Source organism: Desulfatiglans anilini DSM 4660 (assembly GCF_000422285.1).
Taxonomy (GTDB): domain Bacteria; phylum Desulfobacterota; class DSM-4660; order Desulfatiglandales; family Desulfatiglandaceae; genus Desulfatiglans; species Desulfatiglans anilini.
The window spans coordinates 42,534-60,437 of sequence record NZ_AULM01000019.1 but is presented as its reverse complement, the minus strand read 5'-3'; the positions used below and the strand labels follow the sequence as shown (position 1 = coordinate 60,437).

Sequence of the window (17,904 nt, the reverse complement as noted above, 5' to 3'; positions counted from 1 at the left end):
GTCCAATGAATCTGCGGCATGAAACACGGGGTGAATACATGCTCATCACGGTCGAAGGAAAGCTCGACGCATCCTGGGCGGACTATTTCACCGACACCCTCCTCGGGCATATCCGGAACGGCTGCCACCACCTGGTTGTCGATGCCTCGGGGCTCGCGTTCCTGAGCTCCGCCGGCATCCGGTCCCTGCTTCAGATCTACAAGGCGTTGAACACGGTCCACGGCAGCTTCCGGATCATCCACCCTGCCGCTTTCGTCGAGCAGGTCCTGCGAACGGCCGGGTTTCAGGTTCTGCTCGCGGACGGCCCACCGGAGGACATGCCGTCTTCGGAAACGGCGGGCGCCGTCGAAGCGGCGGAAGATGCCGGTATCCAGGAGTTCACGCTGGAGGAGGGCGCCTCCCTGACGCTCTTCCATGCGGCGGGCTGGCGCCCCTGGCGGCGGGTGGAGGCGGCCGGCTGCAAAAGCTTCATTTTCTCGGAGGATGTCTGTGCGCTGGGGATCGGCAGTTCGGCCGCGGATTTCGAGTCCGCCCGAAGCCAGTTCGGGGAGTTCGTGGCGGCCGCCGGAAACGTCGTGTACCAGCCTCCGGACGAACAGGGGCACCCGGATTATCTCATCTCGGAAGGGGATTACGTCCCCGAGATGTGCTGCATCCACTGCCTTGGTTTCAGCGGCGCGATGGGGCGGCTCATCCGTTTTGCCCCCGCTGATAAGGCGCCCTTCTGCACGGTTTCAGCTCTGATGGGGCATATCCTGGCCCGCACGGGCGGGAAGGCGGCGGGTTTCGTCGCCATCGGGGAGATCGAAGGCCTGGTGGGCGCCGCCCTCATCCGATCTCCCGGAGAGCTCGACGCGGAGCGCGAGATCGTTTTCCCCGAGATCCGCGAGTGGATTTCCTTCTGCGGCGAGCGGTCGCACGCGCACCAACTGGCTCTCCTGGCGGGTGTCGTCTGCAAGAGGGAGGGCGCTCGCGGCGGGGGTCTGCTGGCGCCTCTGCCCTCGCATCCGGATGCCGCTGTCCACGTCCACGCGGCGGTCTTCCCCTATCAGCCGTTGCAGAACGGCCGGATCGCCCTCGAGCCGACGATCCGGAAATGCTTCAGCGGTCCGCCTCCCCTCGCGGTGATGCATCTCGTCGATGACGCCCGCCCGGCGGTCGGCCTGGGGGAAAGCGCCCTGGTCCGCGGGGCCTGCTGGTTCGGACCTCTCGAAAACCCGGAGGTGTTGTCATGAGCCTGGTGATCGGCGCCTTTACGATGGGGCTCATCCTCGCGCTGCTCTCGCTCGGGATGCTGATCAGTTTCCGGATGATCCGATTCACCGACATCACGGTGGACGGCTCCATCACCCTGGGGGCCTCCCTCTCGGCGGTCCTCATCGTTCAGGGCTGGTCTCCATGGCTGGCGGCCCTGGCATCCCTCCTCGCCGGATCTGCGGCGGGGGCGGTCACGGGGCTCCTGCACGCCCGGTTCAAGATCCAGGAGATCCTCTCGGGCATCCTCGTGATGACGGCGCTTTATTCCGTCAACCTGCGCATCATGGGGCGGAGCAACATCCCGCTCCTGGACGTGGAGACCGTGTCGAGCGGGGCCGAGCGCATCCTGGGCGGCCTGGGCAGCGGCGCCTCCCGGGTGAATCTCTTTGGATGGCCTGTACCCCTCGGTGATCTGGCCGTCTTTGGGAGCAGCGCGGCCATTTGTCTGTTGATCGGGTTGCTGCTCTACCGCTTCCTCCTCACCCATTACGGCACCGCCCTGCGGGCCGCGGGCGGCAATCCGCAGATGGTCCGGGCGCAGGGGGTCAACAACCAGACGATGGTGGTGGTCAGCCTGGCGTTGGCCAACGGTCTGGTGGCGCTGTCCGGTTCGCTGCTGGCCCAGTACCAGGGTTTTGCCGACGTCCAGATGGGCATCGGGATGATGGTCTGGGGGCTGGCGAGCATCATCATCGGGGAGGCGCTCGTGGGGCGGGCCGGGATCGGCTTGACCATCACCGGCGTGGTCCTCGGCACGATCCTCTTCAGGCTCCTCATCGCGATCGCCCTTCGCTGGGGCCTCAACCCGAACGACCTCAAGCTCGTCACGGCCTTTTTCGTCTTCGCGGCGCTGGTGGCCCCGGGATGGTTCCGGTCTCTCGGCCGGAAGGTCACGGGAGGGCTTCGCCATGCTTGAGATCAGGGGCGTGTCGAAAACCTTCTTTCCCAATACGGCCAATGAGGTGAAGGCGCTCCAGGACGTGAGCGTCCATATCGAAGCGGGGTGCTTCACCGCCATCATCGGCACGAACGGCTCCGGGAAGAGCACCCTCCTCAATGCGGTCGCGGGCACCTTCGAACTCGATGCCGGTCGAATCCTGCTGGACGGCCGCGACGTGACCCGCTGGCCGGAGTACCGGCGGGCGGCCTTCATCGGGCGCGTCTTCCAGAATCCCTTCGCCGGGACGGCGGCGGACATGACCATCGCGGAGAATATCGCCATCGCCCTCAAGCGGGGGGGACACAGGCCCCTGCGCCGGGCCGTCACCCACGCCTTCCGCGATGGAGTTGCCGACCGGGTCCGCACACTGAAGATGGGCCTCGAAGACCGGCTGGACAATCCGATCGGGACCCTCTCGGGCGGGCAGCGGCAGGCCTTGACCCTCCTCATGGCCACCTGGACGCGCCCGAAGCTCCTGCTCCTGGATGAACACACAGCCGCCCTCGACCCGAAGAGCGCCGCGAAGGTGGCGGAGCTGACCAAAGGGATCATCGACGAGCAGAACCTGACCGCCCTCATGGTGACGCACTCCATGCAGCAGGCCGTCGACCTTCCCGACCGGATCGTGATGATGCACCGCGGCCGGATCGTCGAGGACTATCAGCGGGAGCGCAAGCACCGCGTCCGCGCCCCCGACCTCATCGCCACCTTCGACCGCATCCAGAAGCGCGAACTCTTCGATGATTCCGTCGCCGACATCCTCGCCACCCAATACTCTTAATGGGGTCGGACCAAGCTATCTATTTGAAAACGAAGTGTCTTTCCTCCAAAAAAGGGCTTTTTCCGGCTTTAGAACAGGGTTTTTGAGGGTCTTTTGTAGGCTTTAAAACCAGGGGAAAGCGATCGGCGCCCGCCTTTTTTGTGATTCTTAGTCATCGGATGACAAGCGCCACCCCGACTACGGCGATAATCATGCCGCAGATGGAATAGAGGGTAAGGGTTTCTCCGAAAAGAAAATAGGCGATCAGAGAGGTGCACGGTGGAACCAGGTAGAAAAGCCCTGCCACCGAGGATGCCTTCCCCTTGCGGATAAGCGTGTACAGGAGGAAGATCGCCCCAACGGAAAGGACGAGGCTGAGCCAAAGCAGCGCAAATAGGAATTCTCCGGTCCAGGCGACCGCCATGGATTCGGAGAAGGGAGCTGCCACCGCCAGTGCAATGCCGGCTGCGGTGTATTGAACCAGGGTGCCGGTTCGAAGATCGGTCATGCTGCAGAATTTTTTCTGATAAAGGGTCCCGGCGGTGATCCCCAGGAGCGCAGCGCAGCTCCAGACGAAGCCCTTGACGTATTCAGGGCCGAGAAGCAGCTTGTTTTGTACGACCAGGGCTACCCCGATCATTCCGAGCACCAGCCCCAGCCATTGGCGGCGGCGCACCGTTTCGCCCAGCAGGGGTCCGGCTGCGATGGCGGTCAGCACAGGCTGCATTCCTACAATGAGAGCAGTGATGCCGGCTGGGACGCCGCTGTAGATGCATGAAAAGACGCCGCTCAAGAAAACGGCATGAATGAGGAGGCCGGTTACGACGAGATGAATGATTTCGCGGGGGCTTCGAGGCCAGGTGGAATGGGTGACGAGGGATAGCACCAATAAAATGGCGGCCACCAGCCAGAATCTTATCAGGAGGAAGGTAAAAGGTTCGGCATAGGGCAGTCCGAATTTAGCGCCGATAAAACCGGTGCTCCATAGGAGTACGAAAAGGATCGCAATCGGTGTCCCACTTGATTTCCAGGAGTCGGGAGGGAGTTTTCCGGCGGATCGAAGTGGAAGCCGGGGCGCTTCGGAAGGAGCGATTTTCAAGGATTTTCCTCCAAGTCAGGTGACAGGCAATCCATAGTTGAATGAAATCGACCCACTTGTCACCCCGCCCGGAGTCCCCCGGTGGAGGTGATGGCGCCTTCTGAAAGGTTTTCTTCAATCGCTGCAGTGCATTTTAACTGATTGTTCAATAAATGGAGATAAAAAAAGATCGATGCAAAATGCACGAATCACCCATCTTGGCGGCGAAAAGACGGTCACCGGATCTTGCCATCTGCTACAGGCCAGCGGAATCGCCATCCTCATCGACTGTGGATCGACACAAGGGACTGATACGGTCGTACCTATGGATCAATGGCCTGTGCATCCAGCCGATATTCCATTTTTATTTCTTACGCACGCCCATATCGATCACATCGGGCGGGTGCTTGGGCTGATCCAGCGAGGTTTCCGGGGGGAAATCCTCTGCACCCATGCCACCAAGGCATTGTTGGTGCCAATGCTGGAAGACGCCTTGAGCTTCACCCATCTCTCACGCCGGCAGATGGAGCATCTGCTCGAGGAACTGGATGAGCTTTGCTGGGGGTTTGAGTACCAGGAGACCTTCGATTTACGCAAGGGCATCCGTTTTACTCTTGGGCGTGCCGGACACATCCTTGGCTCGTGCTGGATCCGTTTCGACCTGCCAGGTGGTGAAAGCATCGTTTTTTCAGGGGATCTCGGCGCGCGCGGCACGCCCATCCTGCCTGATCCGGATATACCGGCGCCCTGTGATCTGCTGGTGCTCGAATCGACTTACGGCGACCGCCGCCACGAGGATCGCACCAACCGCCTCCAGCAATTGCAGAATATTCTCCAGCGGGCCTTGTCCGACAACGGCAAAGTCCTCATTCCCGCCTTCGCATTGGGGCGTACCCAGGAACTGATCTATGAAATGGACCGCCTGTTTTCGGATCCTGCAGGCATCTTTTCTGAAAGAGGCAGCCGTGTTCCGGTATGCATCGATACCCCGCTCGGCCTCAAGATCACCCGAATCCATGCCGAGCTTTCGGAGTATTGGAGCGATGAGGCCCAGGGCCGCCTAAAACAGGGTGATCATCCCCTCAGCTTCGATCGACTCTACGGGGTGGAGACCTATGAAGAGCATCAAAGGCTGCTTGAGTTCAAGGGGCCGGCCATTGTAATCGCCGGCAGCGGCATGTGCACGGGCGGCCGCATCATCGACCATCTCAAGGCTCAACTGCCCAACCCCGCGACCGATGTCCTTTTTGTCGGGTATCAGGCCGCGGGAACCCCTGGCAGAGTCATCCTCCAGACCCTGGAAGGGGGCAAGCGCGAGGTTGTGCTGGATGGCAAGCCCGTTCCCGTGCTGGCTGCCGTCCATCAGCTCGGCGGGTACTCCGGCCACGCAGATCAGCAGGAATTGCTCGAATGGGTAAAAGCCGTCCAACCAGGCGCCGTGAAACTGGTGCACGGCGAACCCGGCCCCCAGCGCGCCCTTCGCGAACTGCTCGATGGGCTCGATGGGGGTCGGACCAAACTATGTGTTTGAAATTACAATTTAATAGCGCTAAAAAAAATCGTTTTCTGTGTTAGATGCTAGTTTTTAGGGGCCAAAAAGCTGATTTAACAGTCTGAAGGTTCCATCCCTGACAGACTTCGTCATGCCATAGATAGAATTCCACGCTGCTTATAATAAGGTGAAAATTGATTGAAATGTTATAAATTATTTAAAAATTGGCCATTTATATATATCAGATTAAAATCTGCTATTGATTTATGCGCATCTTTGCATATTGATAACAAATTATAACATTTCAGAAACAGACATACGGATTCATGGAGATGGAGTTTTTCAAGCTCAAGATCATGGCCCTGCACGAGGCAAAGTACGCATTAATCGGATGAACCCAAAATTTTATCCTTCTTGGAGCGGAAGTGTGATGCCCTATAGCCCAACGCTTAAAATAGACTTTTTAGAATGAAAATGGGGCATTTAAGCAGGTAAAAGGACCCAAAAATCATTCTTTTTGTATTGTAATTAGCGTGTTCGCCTGGTCCGACCCCTTGGGTGTTTTTTGCTTGACACCGGAAGAGATAAAAGGGATGATATCGACCGTGCGGCCGGTAGGTAATTTGACGAGAGATGATGGACGCTTTCTTGGGGCTTGTCCGCCTGACGTGTGACGATGAGGGTGCAATTAGACCTGGGACGGCGTTAAAAGGGCTTCTCGGGGCTACCTGATAGAACAAGTGACAGGATGTTGAATTGGATAAACGGGACAGAATCTGTGACAAGGCGCTTGAGCTGTTTCTGAGGGATGGCTATGAACAGACCCCTTTGTCGCGTGTCGCCAAGGCATTGGGTTTGAGCAAGGCCGGGCTGTACCATTATTTCAGCAGCAAGGAAGAACTCCTCTTCCAGATTCATGAAAGGCAGATGGAGCGGACGTTCATTCCTGTCCTGGAAAAGGCGGAGAAAATCGCGGACCCGACGGAACGAGTAGCGTTTTTCATGCGGGAGTATATCCTGCATGCTATGACTCAAGACCCCTCCGTACGCGTGGTTGTTCATGAAACCCAAAATCTTGCAAGGACGCACCGCGCCAGGATCGACCGCGTTTGGAGAAGGGGCTTCGATTTGATCCGAAATGCCCTTCTCGAAATGAAGGCCGCGGGAAAAGCCAAAGATGTGAACATGACTTTTGCCACCTTCGGCGCCCTGGGAATGTGTAGTTGGATCTTTTACTGGTTCGATTACTCCCGGCAGGAATCAGCACGTGAACTAGCCGATACCTATGTTGAAATCTTTCTGCGGGGGTTGTCGAAATAGATCATTTCTAAATGTGAAAGGGCTTTTGAAGGCGAATAGAAAATTTCTCATGTGGTCCGATTTAAACGGAAAAATACAACCACATTATTTTTTGGCCGTGGACCGACCGGGCGGCCGGTCGCATTCCTCTTGTAACATGTTGTCTGAGACCTCCAGAAAAATGCAGGCCCAGAGGAACGATCGATATGCCTAAAAAGATAAAACTTTCAACCAATTTTCTTCGCCGGGAGGCTGGGTTCGGGGATCTGGAGATTGCGGATGCGGCGGATACCGTGGCTGATCTCCTGCACCGCGTTGAAAGAGAGACCGGGTTTATTCTGATCGATGCCGAAGGGGAGAAACTCAGACCCGACATCGAACTGACGCTCCGTGGAAAGGACATCGCTTTCTATCCGAAGGGACTGCGATCGGTCATCGAGGATGGTGATTGGCTCGATATCTGTTTGACGCCGCTTGGCGGAGGCTGAACCAGGGTAGAGAAATGTTCCGGGATTGCTTTCTATATCTCTGGAGCAGACTACGGAAATTTGAATCATTTCACATTGATAATGGAGGAGCAGGATTATGACACTTTTTTTCAGACGGCTGCCGCCATTCGACTACCTCAAACCCGAGGGAATCGAAGAAGCATTGGCTTTTATGCAGGGGAATCCTGTCGGAACGTTCCGTGTCTATGCAGGCGGCACGGACGTGTTACCGAAAATCAAACGGAGAACCGACCCGGTGCCTCAAACCCTGATCGATCTGAAGGGCGTGATGGGACTCGACTATGTCACCGCTGAAAAGGACGGAGGTTTGCGGATCGGCGCCCTTGCCTCGATCAATGCCGTTGCAGAGTCCGAAGCAGTGAAAAGTCGTTTTCCTATGCTACACCAAGCCGCATTCAGCATCGCTTCCCATCAGATCCGCAACCGCGGAACCATCGTCGGGAACCTCTGCAATGCCGTTCCTTCCGCTGACTCTGCTCCGGCGCTGCTTTGCCTGGAGGCGCGGGTCCTGTGCGCCGGCCCGCGTGGTGAACGGGTCGTCGAACTGAATCGATTTTTTACCGGTCCGGGTAAGACAGTTCTCGAACCGGATGAACTCGTCAAGGAGATTCATGTCCCCCCGGCTGAAGGGCGAGGCGTCTACATCAAGCTCTCACCCCGCAGCCGCATGGATCTAGCCGTTGTAGGCGTAGCCGCTTTGGCGGAGACGCGCGATGCAGCGTTCTCGAAAGTCCGCGTGGGACTGGGCGCTGTCGCTCCTGCACCGATCCGGGCCGGCCGATGTGAGACGTTCCTCGAGGGCCGGCCCGTGAGTGATGAGGTGATTGCGGAGGCGGCGAAAATCGCCGCCGATGAATCGAGACCGATCGACGACCACCGTGCATCGGCTGAGTACCGCCGCTTGATGGTGGAGGTCCTGGTCAAGCGGGCCCTAAGACAGGTGTCCTCGAGTCAGGGATGAAGCAGCGTATTGACTTCTTCGCCGCATATAGAAAAACCGAATTCTTTGAATCGGACGTCGTGCCTTCCTGCCTTTCCAGAGGGGGCCAGAAAGAATTTTTCGCCGCGGCCAGTGGAGCCTGTCCCTTGCCCGAAGGCGGTTGTCGGGCTCCGGCACCCTCGCAGCCTAAGACTGCAGGTTTGAATCGGGGTTCATCCGCCACGCCGTTTCCATATGAAAACCAAACCGACAAAGGGAGAGCGAACGATGGAACTGAAGGAAATCCAACTCGTCATCAACGGCGAATCACACACGTTGAGGGTTGCGCCTCATCGCACCCTCCTCGAGCTCATTCGTGAGGAGCTCAAGTTGACCGGCGCCAAGGAGGGCTGCGGGCTGGGGGAATGCGGCGCCTGCACGGTCATTATGGGCGGCCGGGCCGTCAACAGCTGCCTCGTGCCGGCGGTGGAGGCGGACGGTCAGGAGATTACGACCATCGAGGGTTTGAAAGAAGGGGACAAGCTGCACCCGCTCCAGGAGGCGTTCGTGGAGCACTCCGGAATGCAGTGCGGGTTTTGCACCTCCGGGATGATCATGTCCGCCAAATCCCTTCTGGATCGCAATGGGACACCGTCTTCCGGGGATATCAGAGAAGGCATCGCCGGGAATTTTTGCCGATGCACCGGCTATACCAAGGTCATCGAATCCATCCAGGCCGCCGCCGAGCTCATGAAAGGGGGGGAGTAAACATGCAGGACTTTTCTGTAATCGGGAAACGCATGCCCAGGGTGGATGCCCTCGCCAAGGTCACCGGGGAGGCCAAATACGCCGCGGACTATGAGATGCCAGGCATGCTCTGGTGCAAGATCGTCAGAAGCCCGCACGCCCATGCCAAGATCCTGAACATCGATACGAGCCGTGCCGAGCGGCTTCCGGGGGTCAAGGACGTTCTGACAGGGAAGGATTTCAAAGGGTGGAAATGGGGCTGGATGCCCAAGACCCGCGAGGAGGAGCCTCTGGCAGCCGAGCGGGTGCGCTATCTCGGCGAAGCCGTCGCGGCGGTCGCTGCCGTTGACGAGGACACCGCGGAGCAAGCGGCTCAGCTGATTCAGGTGGAGTATGAACCGCTTCCCGGCGTGTTCGACCCGGAAAAAGCCATGGAGGAAGGGGCTCCGCAGCTCTATGACCATGTGAAAAACAATGTCAGCTGGGACTTCCACATGGATTTCGGCGACATCGAAAAGGGCTTCCGCGAAGCCGACCTCGTCCACGAAGACCGCTTCGTGACGGGCCGGGTCATTACCGGCTACCTGGAGCCGCCCGCCGCAGTGGCGATGTACGACTCATCCGGCATCACCATCTGGGCGGCCAAACAGAGTCCTTATTTCGTCTATCGGCACCTGGCGGCCTGCTTCAACCTCCCGCTCAACAAGGTCAGGGTGATCCAGCCTTTCATCGGCGGGGGCTTCGGCGGAACGAAGAATGACTCCCTCGCAGGCGATTTCTGCTCGGTCCTTTTCTCGAAGCGGACCGGCAAGCCGGTGAAGTTCGTCTACACGATGGAAGAGGTCCTCATGACCTGCCGCCGGCGCCACAACATGATCGTTTACAACAAGATGGGGATGAAGAAGGACGGCACCATTACCGCCATGCACAGCCGGGTCATCGCCGACGGCGGGGCCCACACCGCTATCGGCCCGCTCACCATGTACCTGAGCGGGTCCATGAGCACCCTTCCTTACAAACTGCCCAACTTCAAACACGACGCCTACCGCATCTACACGAACAACCCGATCGGCGCCGCCATGCGCGGCCATGGCGTCACGCACACGCGATTCGCCGCGGAGCTCCAGATGGAGATGATGGCCGAGCAGCTCGGCATCGACCCTGTGGCCGTGCGGCTCAAGAACGCCATCACGGCGCCCCACGAGACGGTCAACAAGGTCACCGTCAAGTCCTGCGGCTTGGTGGAAGGGATCCAGACCCTGGCCGCAAGCGATTCCTGGAAAAACAGGGACCAGCGGAAAGGGAGCGGACCCGTGGTTCATGGCACCGGTATGTCCGCCACGTCCTATCTCGGCGGCGCCCGGCAGCGCGGCCACCAATCGTGCGCGGCTGTCCTCCGGCTTTGCGAGGACGGGACGATCGATTACCTCACCGGTGCCACTGACTGCGGACAGGGCTCCGACACGGTCCTCTGCCAGATCGTGGCCGAGGAACTCGGTGTCGGCATGGAGGACGTGGACATCAAACGCGTCGACACGGCCGTGACACCCTGCGATGCGGGAAGCTACGGGAGCCGCGTCACGGTGCTCGCCGGCGAGGCGGCCCGCCGCGCGGCGGTCGACATCAAGGATCAATTGGCCCGCTTCGCCGCGCGGGAGTGGGAGGCGAACCCGGAGGACATCGTCTTCAAGAATCGCATGGTCAGCGTAGCCGGATCCCCCGAAAAGACCATGCCCTTCGAACAACTTGCTAAGATCGCCTGCTATTCAGGCTCCGGGGCGGTCATCATCGGGAAAGGGTATTCCGATTACGGCATCGACGTGCTCGACTTCGAGAAGGGGATCGGCAACTGCGGCACTTCGTACAGTTTCACGTCCCAGTTGACCGAGGTGGATGTGGATCTCGAAACCGGCTTCATCCGCTGCACGGACATGGTGATCGCACACGACTGCGGCAGACCGTTGAACCCCGTCAACGTGGAGGCGCAGAACCAGGGGGCGGCGATCCAGGGCATGGGGCAGGCGCTCTATGAGGAGTTCCGGATGGACCAAGGCAGGACGCTCAACCCGAACCTGGCGGACTACAAGATGCCGCTCGCCCCGGACATCCCCAGGATCGAGGTCATCGACATCCTGACGGACGACCCATCGGGTCCGTTCGGCGCCAAGGAGGCCTCCGAAGGGGCCATCGTAAGCACCCCGCCGTCTGTCTTTACGGCGGTGCGCCATGCAACCGGCATCTGGTTCAAGGAGCAGCCGCTGACCCCTGAGAAGGTGGTGATGGCCCTGCGGAACCGGAAACAATAGGAGGAGGATGATGATGGACATTTATCCATGGTGGACGGATGAGCAGAAGGCGTTTGCAGAAGATGTCCACGCCTTTGTGCGTGAGCTCATGCCGCGGGATGCGGAATCCCGGTGGAAACGGGAGTTCCCGTGGGACATCTTCGAAAAGATCGGTGAAAGGGGCTACACCGGCGCCGGTGTGCCCAAGGAGTACGGCGGCCTGGGGCTGGGTGCGACGGGGGCCTGCATCGCCGCCGAGGCCTTCAGCCGCATGCCCGGACCGGGCCGTGTCTTCATTGGAAACATGCTCGGCGGACTGCGCCAGATCATCGAGTTTGGCTCGGAAGAGCAGAAAAAGCGCTTCCTCCCCCGCATCGCACGGGGAGAGATGGGGGCGATCGTGATTACGGAGCCCGTCGCGGGCACCGATGCGGCAGCCATTGAAATGACGGCCCGGCGCGAGGGAGATGTCTATCTCCTCAACGGGAAAAAGCGCTACATCGTCTCCGCGGGCGTGGCCCAACGCTACATGGTCTATGCACGGACAAGCGACAATCCCGAAGACAGAAAAAGGTACCGGCACTTGACGGCCTTCGTCGTCGAGAAGGGTTCCCCCGGCTTTTCGGTCGAAAAAATCAACGAGATTATAGGCTTCGAAAACATCCAGAACGGGGCGCTCGATTTCAAGGACGTTCCCGTCCCCATGGACCAGGTCCTTGGCGAGGAGGGGCAGGGCTGGTCCATCATGACGGCCGGCCTCAATTTCGAACGTACGCTGATTTGCGCGCAGACCGCGGCCTGGATGGGCGAACTTCTCCGTAATGCGGTCCCCTATGCCGAGCGGCGGGTCCAGTTCGGCCGGCCCACCATCAGCTTCGTCAACAACCAGTTCAAGATAGCCGACATGGTGAGCCGGGTGAAGATCTCCCGGCTGCTCACCTATTACACGGCCTACCTGTGGGACCTCGGCTGGGATATCACCCTCGAGTCCAATGTGGCCAAGGTCTACAACTGCGAAGGGGCGGTTGCCGCAAGCCTGGACGCCATCCAGGTCATGGGAGGGGACGGGCTGACGCCATTCTACCCGGTCTCGGCCATCTACGGCGTCTCGAAGGTGGAAAACATCGCGGGCGGGACCATGGAGGCCTGCAGGATGGTGATCCAGCGGGCCGCCATGAAGCAGATGGCCGAGGATCTGAAGATGTGCCGAAGGGTGATTCATGAAGAGCTCGGCGTGCCGGTCCCGGCCGCGACCGAACCCGAAAAGGCGCGTTCGATCGATGAGGAGGGCCTTCTCCAGATCCTGGCCGAGGATTACCGTGCGAATCCAGGGCTCCACATGAGCCGGGAGGACATCAAGGCCTATTTCGATGTGGAAGACAAGGATCTCGACCGGGTGCTCGTCGATCTCGAGGCGAAAGGCCACGTACGGCTGGTCCGCGACAAGAAAGGCATCGCGCTGGCGAAGGCCAGCTATGAAGGCCTTGGCAAGGCCTTTCCCCTGGACTATTACAAATGGTTTCCCTCCTGGATCGACGAAGGTAGGGTTTTTTAGCGATGCGTCGCACCGATGTTTTCTGCAATGGGTCCCGGGCGGCGGCCTTAGCTGTGACAAGCGGTAAACCAGTTGCGGGATGGCAGGACGCCCTGCGAAAGGTTGCTTGCCGAAGCTTTGAAGGGGGGGATGCAAAGCGCGGAGAAGCGAGGATACAGAATCCGGTTGTCGGACTGCCTGAATCATTGGATGGGAAGATTTGTTTTCTATGAACATTGTGACAGCATGACGGAAAGAATGGAGGGAAACATGAAGAAAGCCTTTTTGCTCATCGCCTGTATTACCCTGTTCCTGGGGCTAACCGCCATCGAATCGAAAAGCGAGATGATCGTACTCAAGGCCGTAACAGGTTTTCCCAAAAATCACCTCAATAACGACCCCGTTCCCATCCTGGTGGACAAGATCAACAAGAGGGCCGAGGGCAAACTGCGCATTGAATGGGTGGGTGGGCCGGAGGTCATCCAGAGCTTCGATCAGATCCACGCCTTGAAGGCGGGCACCATCGATATGATTCTCTATTATCCGTTCGGATACCTTAAGCCGATCATGCCGGAGGCCTGGGCAAAGGGGTTGACGGAGTTGGCTGAATGGGAAGAGCGCAAGACCGGGGCCTACGACCTCTGGTGCGAGATTTTCGAAAAGCGTGCGAATGCCAAGTACCTGGGCCGGCTGCAAAGCTTTCTCCCGTTCAAGCTGTTTGTCAACAAGAAGATCGAAAAGGTGGAGGACATCAAGGGCTTGAAAATCAGGGTCCAGCCCCTCTACATCCCTTTTATCAAGGCATTGGGCGCCACGCCGGTCAGCATCCCGCCGACCGAGATCTACACGGGCATGGAACGCGGTGTCGTCGATGGCTTCATGTGGCCGAACGTAGGGGTTATCAGTTGGGGCCTGCAGGAGGTGACCAAATACGCGATCGAGCCGGGGGTCTTTCAGATGGAGCCTGCCACCATGATCAACCTCGACAAGTGGAAGAAGATCCCCCCGGATGTTCAGGATCTGATTATGGATGTGATGCAGGATATGGAGTACATCGGTACGATGCGCAACACGATGATCGAACAGACGGAAGAGAAGGTCCGGAAGGCGGCCGGCATGGAGACGTTGACCCTGCCGCCGGAGGAGGCGCAGAAATTCCGTGCCATCGCCTATGACAAGACCTGGGAATATGTCATCGAGGCAGCCCCCGAATACGGCCCCAAACTGAGGGAATTGACCTCGAGAAAGGCGATTCCCAAAGACGTGTTCCCGTGGGATTAGAGGCTGCAGTATCGCTCTGCCGCCTGGGCAGACTCGCCCTCAACGCGCAAAGCATCGGGTGGTCGCCGATGATCGATTCACGCTGCTGGCGATCACCCTATCTCGCGGAGCAACGCTGACCGTTGGAAGGTGAATGCCGGGAGGTGCTTGTCTGCCGGGGACTGCGTGCCGTCCCAGATTTCAGCGGCTTAGACGCTGAAGGAACCGGTGACAGGGGTGTCAACGTACTGTTGTGTACGGTGGACACCCCACCATTCCTGCACAGGGGTCTTGTATATGCAGAAGAGAGGACTTTTTGATTCGATCATCGATTTCCTGGCGCTGCTGGGAGGGGTGCTCCTCGTGGGTGCCGTCCTGATCATGTCTGTTGAAATTTTCATGCGATATTTTTTCGCTAAACCACTGATCTGGACGGTGGAAGTATGTGAATACATCCTCTTTACCATGACCTTTCTGGCCGCGCCCTGGCTCCTGAAGAAGGGGGGGCACGTCGGCGTGGACATCCTTGTCGAACGCCTGAACCCGAAGCTGCAGGGGTGGTTGGGGGTATTTTCGTCGGCCACCGGTGTCTTCGTTTCGGGGGTCGTCGTCTGGTTCAGTGCCGCTGCAGCGTGGAATTCTTACGTTAACAGGGTTTTGATCACCAAAACCATGACCATGTATGAATTCTTTTTCCTGGCCCTTATCAGCATTGGCTATTTTCTCCTCATGGGACAGTTTGCCAGACAAGGCCTGCAGCACCTAAGGCGGCTGAAGGAGGTCAACTGATGGCGGAATGGTACGTGGTTCTGGTGCTCATCGTCGGATCTTTTCTGGTCCTTCTGGCCGCCGGTCTGCCTGTGTTTCTCGCCTTCACGATTGTGGATGTGGTAGGGATCTATTTCCTCTGGGGGGGTGGCCATGGACTGGAGCAGTTCATACGGTCGATTTTTTCATCGATCAGCAGCTTCGTTCTTTTGCCTGTGCCTCTCTTCGTGTTGATGGGTGAACTGCTGTTTCACTCCGGGGTCTTCATACGCGCACTGGACAGCCTGGACAAGTGGATGGGGCGGATCCCGGGCCGGTTGTGCCTGCTGAGTGTCGGGGGCGGGACCCTTTTCTCGACCCTGAGCGGCTCCAGCATGGGCACGTCGGCCATGCTCGGCTCTCTGCTGCTCCCCGAGATGGAGAAGAGAGGCTACCACAAAACCATCGCGATTGGGTCTTGCATGAGCGGGGCCCTGGCAATGATCATCCCTCCGAGCGCACTTGCTGTGGTGCTGGGATCGCTCATGCAGATCTCCATCGGGAAGATGCTGCTCTCGGGTGTTGTGCCGGGTCTTTTGCTGGCGAGTATGTACGTCGCCTATATCGTTTTGCGCTGCAAGCTGCAGCCGAGTCTTGCTCCTGACTATGCCCCGGAAGCCGTTTCCTGGTCCGAAAAGTTCAAATCCCTTGCAACCCATGTCCTGCCTTTCGGGGTCATCATCTTCGTGGTCACCGGCCTGATCTTCGCTGGCTTGGCCACTCCGACGGAATCGGCTGCGATGGGGGTCATGACGACCGCCGCCGTGGTGGCGGTCTATGGGAAACTCAAATGGAAGGTGATGCGCAGTTCGCTGGATTCCACGCTCAGGATCACGGTCATGATGCTCATGATCCTGACCGGCTCGACGGCCTTCAGCCAGATCCTCGCGTTTACGGGTGCGAGCCGGGGGCTCGTGGAACTGGTGGTCAGCTTTCCTTTTCCCCACCTGGCGATCATCGCCGTCATGCAGATGCTCATGATCATTCTCGGGACCTTCATGGAGCCGGTCTCGATCATGATGGTGACCTTCCCGATATTCACACCGATCGTCAAGACGCTGGGCTTCGATCCCATCTGGTTCGGGTTGTTGACGCTCATCAACATGGAGATCGGCATGAAAACACCGCCGCTCGGGCTTTGTCTCTTCGTGATGAAAGGTGTCGTACCGGAAAAGACGACCATGCTGGACATTTATCGATCTGTAATCCCCTTCGTCTTGATCGACCTGACAGTCATGGTTATGATCCTGTTTTTCCCGAGCATAGCAACCGTTTTACCGCACTTTATGAAGCATTGAGGGTGTTGCTGCGCACATTCAAATCAGCGCCCCGATCTCTCTTGCAGGCATGAGTGAAAAAATAGTGGGATCGTGAAATGTAAAGGAGAATCATGTCGAAAAAGCTTCTACTGAAAGAATTGTCACGGTATGACATCGGCACCTATGCCGACATCATTTATCGCAATGCGCTGCTTTATGCGGATGAGGAGGCATTCAAGTACGGTGAGGAGAGGGTGACCTTCTCGCAGTTCAATGCTTCGGTAAACCGGCTCATTGAGGCCTTGCGATCCATCGGCATCGAAAAGGGAGATGTGTTGGGGGTTCTCAGCTGGAATTGCCTCGAATACTTGGATGTCTACGGAGCTGCCATGAAAGGCGGGTTTGTTATTTCGCCCTTCAATCCGAGGCTGAAAAAGGATGAGCTGGATTATGTCATCAATTACTCCGAGTGCAAGGTGCTCTTTGTCGGCCCACAACTGCTCGAAACCGCGCTTTCATTGAAGCAGCGGCTCCCTGGGGTAGAGCACGTCGTCGCCTTCGGCGATGCGCCGGAGGGCGTTTTGGGATACAGGGCATGGGCTGCCGGCCGGGAAGACCGGGAACCCGATGTCTATGCCGAAGAGAACGATCCTCTGTTCCTTTTCTACACCAGCGGGACCACCGGAGTGCCGCGCGGCGCCCTTTACACGCAGGTCCGGAGCATGGACGACACCAGGCGGTTCGCCACGGCCCTGAGCCTCGAAACCGGTGACAGGCACGTGCAGATCATGCCCCTTTTCCACGTTGGCGGGACGAAGAATCTGTGGGGTTACTTTTTTGTGGCAGGCAGCAACGTCCTCATGCCGCAAATATCGTTCGATCCGGCTGCCACCATGCAGGTGCTGCAGGACGAAAAGGCAACCGACATCCATATTGTTCCTACTCATCTCGCCGCATTCCTGGCTCTTCCAGACGTAGACCACTACGACCTCAGCCACCTCAAGAGGATGTTTTACGCCGCCTCGCCGATGCCGGTGGAACTGCTGAAAAAGGGGATGGAAAAATGGGGCCCCGTCTTTATGCAGTTCTATGGGGCGACGGAGAACGGCCCGAATGTCCTGGTCCTCTCGAAGCGCCAGCATGATGTCCTGCATAAATCGGTCGCAGAGCAGAAGATCCTTGCCTCGGCGGGTTTCCCGCACATCGGAGTGCATGTGCGGATCGTCAACAGCGAAAGGGAGGATTGCGGGCCTGGGGAGGTCGGGGAGATCGTTGTCAAGAGCAAGGCCACCATGGTAGAATACTGGCGCAAGCCCGAGGATACGCAGCAGACAGTGGTGGATGGCTGGGTGTCTGCAGGGGATCTGGGATGCTACGACGAAAACGGCTACGTCTACATCGTCGACCGGAAAAAGGACATGATCGTTTCCGGCGGGGAAAATGTTTTCCCGCGTGAGGTGGAGGAAGTGCTCCACCAGCACGACGATGTCCTGGAGGCGGCGGTGATTGGGATCCCTGACCCCTACTGGGTCGAAAAGGTTCACGCGGTGGTGGTTCTGAAGGCCGGAGCACGGGCGACCGGTGCGGATCTCATCGCGTTCTGCAAGGAGCGGTTGGCTGGATACAAGGCCCCCAAGTCGGTGGAGATCGTGCCCGATCTGCCCAAGAATCCGGCTGGAAAAATTCTCAAGAAGGAGATCAGACACAAGTATTGGACGGATCGTGATCGAAAAATCTAGATTGTTGAAGAGGTAGAGC

At 58.3% G+C, this 17,904-nt stretch carries 15 protein-coding genes; 14 read left to right on the top strand and 1 reads right to left on the bottom strand.

Translation table 11 applies throughout. The features are described from left to right. Positions 1-5 precede the first annotated feature (5 nt). The 3 genes from H567_RS0113460 to H567_RS0113450 are packed head-to-tail and all read left to right on the top strand — an operon-like array spanning position 6 to position 2,978. On the top strand, positions 6-1,235 hold the full coding sequence (locus H567_RS0113460; RefSeq protein WP_028321800.1) for an STAS domain-containing protein: 1,230 nt from the start codon (positions 6-8) through the stop codon (positions 1,233-1,235). After that, the gene (locus H567_RS0113455) at positions 1,232-2,173 is read left to right on the top strand and encodes an ABC transporter permease (protein ID WP_028321799.1); all 942 of its coding nucleotides are present in this window, start codon (positions 1,232-1,234) and stop codon (positions 2,171-2,173) included. The genes H567_RS0113460 and H567_RS0113455 overlap by 4 nt, the downstream gene beginning before the upstream one ends. Further along, positions 2,166-2,978 (top strand): ABC transporter ATP-binding protein, encoded by an 813-nt coding sequence (locus H567_RS0113450; protein WP_028321798.1) that lies wholly within the window; start codon positions 2,166-2,168, stop codon positions 2,976-2,978. Before H567_RS0113455 ends, H567_RS0113450 begins: the two co-directional genes overlap by 8 nt. 151 nt (positions 2,979-3,129) lie before the next feature. On the opposite strand, the gene H567_RS0113445 is transcribed toward H567_RS0113450, so the two are convergent. After that, entirely contained in the window at positions 3,130-3,966 is an 837-nt protein-coding gene (locus H567_RS0113445; RefSeq protein ID WP_028321797.1) for a DMT family transporter, read from the bottom strand. A gap of 262 nt (positions 3,967-4,228) precedes the next feature. Between H567_RS0113445 and H567_RS0113440 the strand changes: the two genes are divergently transcribed. The 11 genes from H567_RS0113440 to H567_RS24895 all read left to right on the top strand — a co-directional run bounded on the left by H567_RS0113440 (position 4,229) and on the right by H567_RS24895 (position 17,885). Then, entirely contained in the window at positions 4,229-5,566 is a 1,338-nt protein-coding gene (locus tag H567_RS0113440) for an MBL fold metallo-hydrolase RNA specificity domain-containing protein (RefSeq protein WP_028321796.1), read from the top strand. A gap of 717 nt (positions 5,567-6,283) precedes the next feature. Then, positions 6,284-6,847, top strand: coding sequence for a TetR/AcrR family transcriptional regulator (locus H567_RS27270; RefSeq protein WP_051184844.1), 564 nt, complete (start codon positions 6,284-6,286; stop codon positions 6,845-6,847). Between the two features lie 185 nt (positions 6,848-7,032). Then, positions 7,033-7,314 carry a hypothetical protein gene (locus tag H567_RS0113430; protein ID WP_028321795.1) on the top strand — a complete coding sequence of 94 codons (282 nt, stop codon included), beginning with the start codon at positions 7,033-7,035 and terminating at the stop codon, positions 7,312-7,314. 97 nt (positions 7,315-7,411) lie between these two features. Continuing rightward, positions 7,412-8,296, top strand: coding sequence for an FAD binding domain-containing protein (locus tag H567_RS0113425; protein WP_035254462.1), 885 nt, complete (start codon positions 7,412-7,414; stop codon positions 8,294-8,296). A 246-nt stretch (positions 8,297-8,542) separates the two neighbouring features. After that, positions 8,543-9,022, top strand: coding sequence for a (2Fe-2S)-binding protein (locus H567_RS0113420; RefSeq protein WP_035254460.1), 480 nt, complete (start codon positions 8,543-8,545; stop codon positions 9,020-9,022). Positions 9,023-9,024: 2 nt separating this feature from the next. Next, positions 9,025-11,307 (top strand): xanthine dehydrogenase family protein molybdopterin-binding subunit, encoded by a 2,283-nt coding sequence (locus tag H567_RS0113415; protein ID WP_028321792.1) that lies wholly within the window; start codon positions 9,025-9,027, stop codon positions 11,305-11,307. 7 nt (positions 11,308-11,314) lie between these two features. After that, positions 11,315-12,841, top strand: a complete 1,527-nt coding sequence (locus H567_RS0113410) for an acyl-CoA dehydrogenase family protein (RefSeq protein WP_208598381.1) — start codon at positions 11,315-11,317, stop codon at positions 12,839-12,841. Between the two features lie 249 nt (positions 12,842-13,090). Further along, entirely contained in the window at positions 13,091-14,101 is a 1,011-nt protein-coding gene (gene dctP / locus H567_RS0113405; protein ID WP_161626623.1) for a TRAP transporter substrate-binding protein DctP, read from the top strand. A gap of 276 nt (positions 14,102-14,377) precedes the next feature. Continuing rightward, the gene (locus H567_RS24900; protein ID WP_035254456.1) at positions 14,378-14,869 is read left to right on the top strand and encodes a TRAP transporter small permease; all 492 of its coding nucleotides are present in this window, start codon (positions 14,378-14,380) and stop codon (positions 14,867-14,869) included. After that, the gene (locus H567_RS0113395) at positions 14,869-16,185 is read left to right on the top strand and encodes a TRAP transporter large permease (RefSeq protein WP_035254453.1); all 1,317 of its coding nucleotides are present in this window, start codon (positions 14,869-14,871) and stop codon (positions 16,183-16,185) included. Before H567_RS24900 ends, H567_RS0113395 begins: the two co-directional genes overlap by 1 nt. A gap of 92 nt (positions 16,186-16,277) precedes the next feature. After that, complete coding sequence (locus H567_RS24895) at positions 16,278-17,885, top strand: class I adenylate-forming enzyme family protein (protein WP_051184841.1); 1,608 nt, start codon at positions 16,278-16,280, stop codon at positions 17,883-17,885. The last annotated feature ends 19 nt before the right edge of the window (positions 17,886-17,904 follow it).

What these genes read in the sequence shown, in the direction of transcription:
- H567_RS0113425 (WP_035254462.1), top strand. Translation starts at nt 7,412, where the DNA reads ATGACACTTTTTTTCAGACGGCTGCCGCCATTCGACTACCTCAAACCC.
- dctP (WP_161626623.1), top strand. Translation starts at nt 13,091, where the DNA reads ATGAAGAAAGCCTTTTTGCTCATCGCCTGTATTACCCTGTTCCTGGGG.
- H567_RS24895 (WP_051184841.1), top strand. Translation starts at nt 16,278, where the DNA reads ATGTCGAAAAAGCTTCTACTGAAAGAATTGTCACGGTATGACATCGGC.
- H567_RS0113440 (WP_028321796.1), top strand. Translation starts at nt 4,229, where the DNA reads ATGCAAAATGCACGAATCACCCATCTTGGCGGCGAAAAGACGGTCACC.
- H567_RS0113455 (WP_028321799.1), top strand. Translation starts at nt 1,232, where the DNA reads ATGAGCCTGGTGATCGGCGCCTTTACGATGGGGCTCATCCTCGCGCTG.
- H567_RS0113430 (WP_028321795.1), top strand. Translation starts at nt 7,033, where the DNA reads ATGCCTAAAAAGATAAAACTTTCAACCAATTTTCTTCGCCGGGAGGCT.
- H567_RS0113395 (WP_035254453.1), top strand. Translation starts at nt 14,869, where the DNA reads ATGGCGGAATGGTACGTGGTTCTGGTGCTCATCGTCGGATCTTTTCTG.
- H567_RS0113450 (WP_028321798.1), top strand. Translation starts at nt 2,166, where the DNA reads ATGCTTGAGATCAGGGGCGTGTCGAAAACCTTCTTTCCCAATACGGCC.
- H567_RS0113460 (WP_028321800.1), top strand. Translation starts at nt 6, where the DNA reads ATGAATCTGCGGCATGAAACACGGGGTGAATACATGCTCATCACGGTC.
- H567_RS24900 (WP_035254456.1), top strand. Translation starts at nt 14,378, where the DNA reads ATGCAGAAGAGAGGACTTTTTGATTCGATCATCGATTTCCTGGCGCTG.
- H567_RS0113420 (WP_035254460.1), top strand. Translation starts at nt 8,543, where the DNA reads ATGGAACTGAAGGAAATCCAACTCGTCATCAACGGCGAATCACACACG.
- H567_RS0113410 (WP_208598381.1), top strand. Translation starts at nt 11,315, where the DNA reads ATGATGATGGACATTTATCCATGGTGGACGGATGAGCAGAAGGCGTTT.
- H567_RS0113415 (WP_028321792.1), top strand. Translation starts at nt 9,025, where the DNA reads ATGCAGGACTTTTCTGTAATCGGGAAACGCATGCCCAGGGTGGATGCC.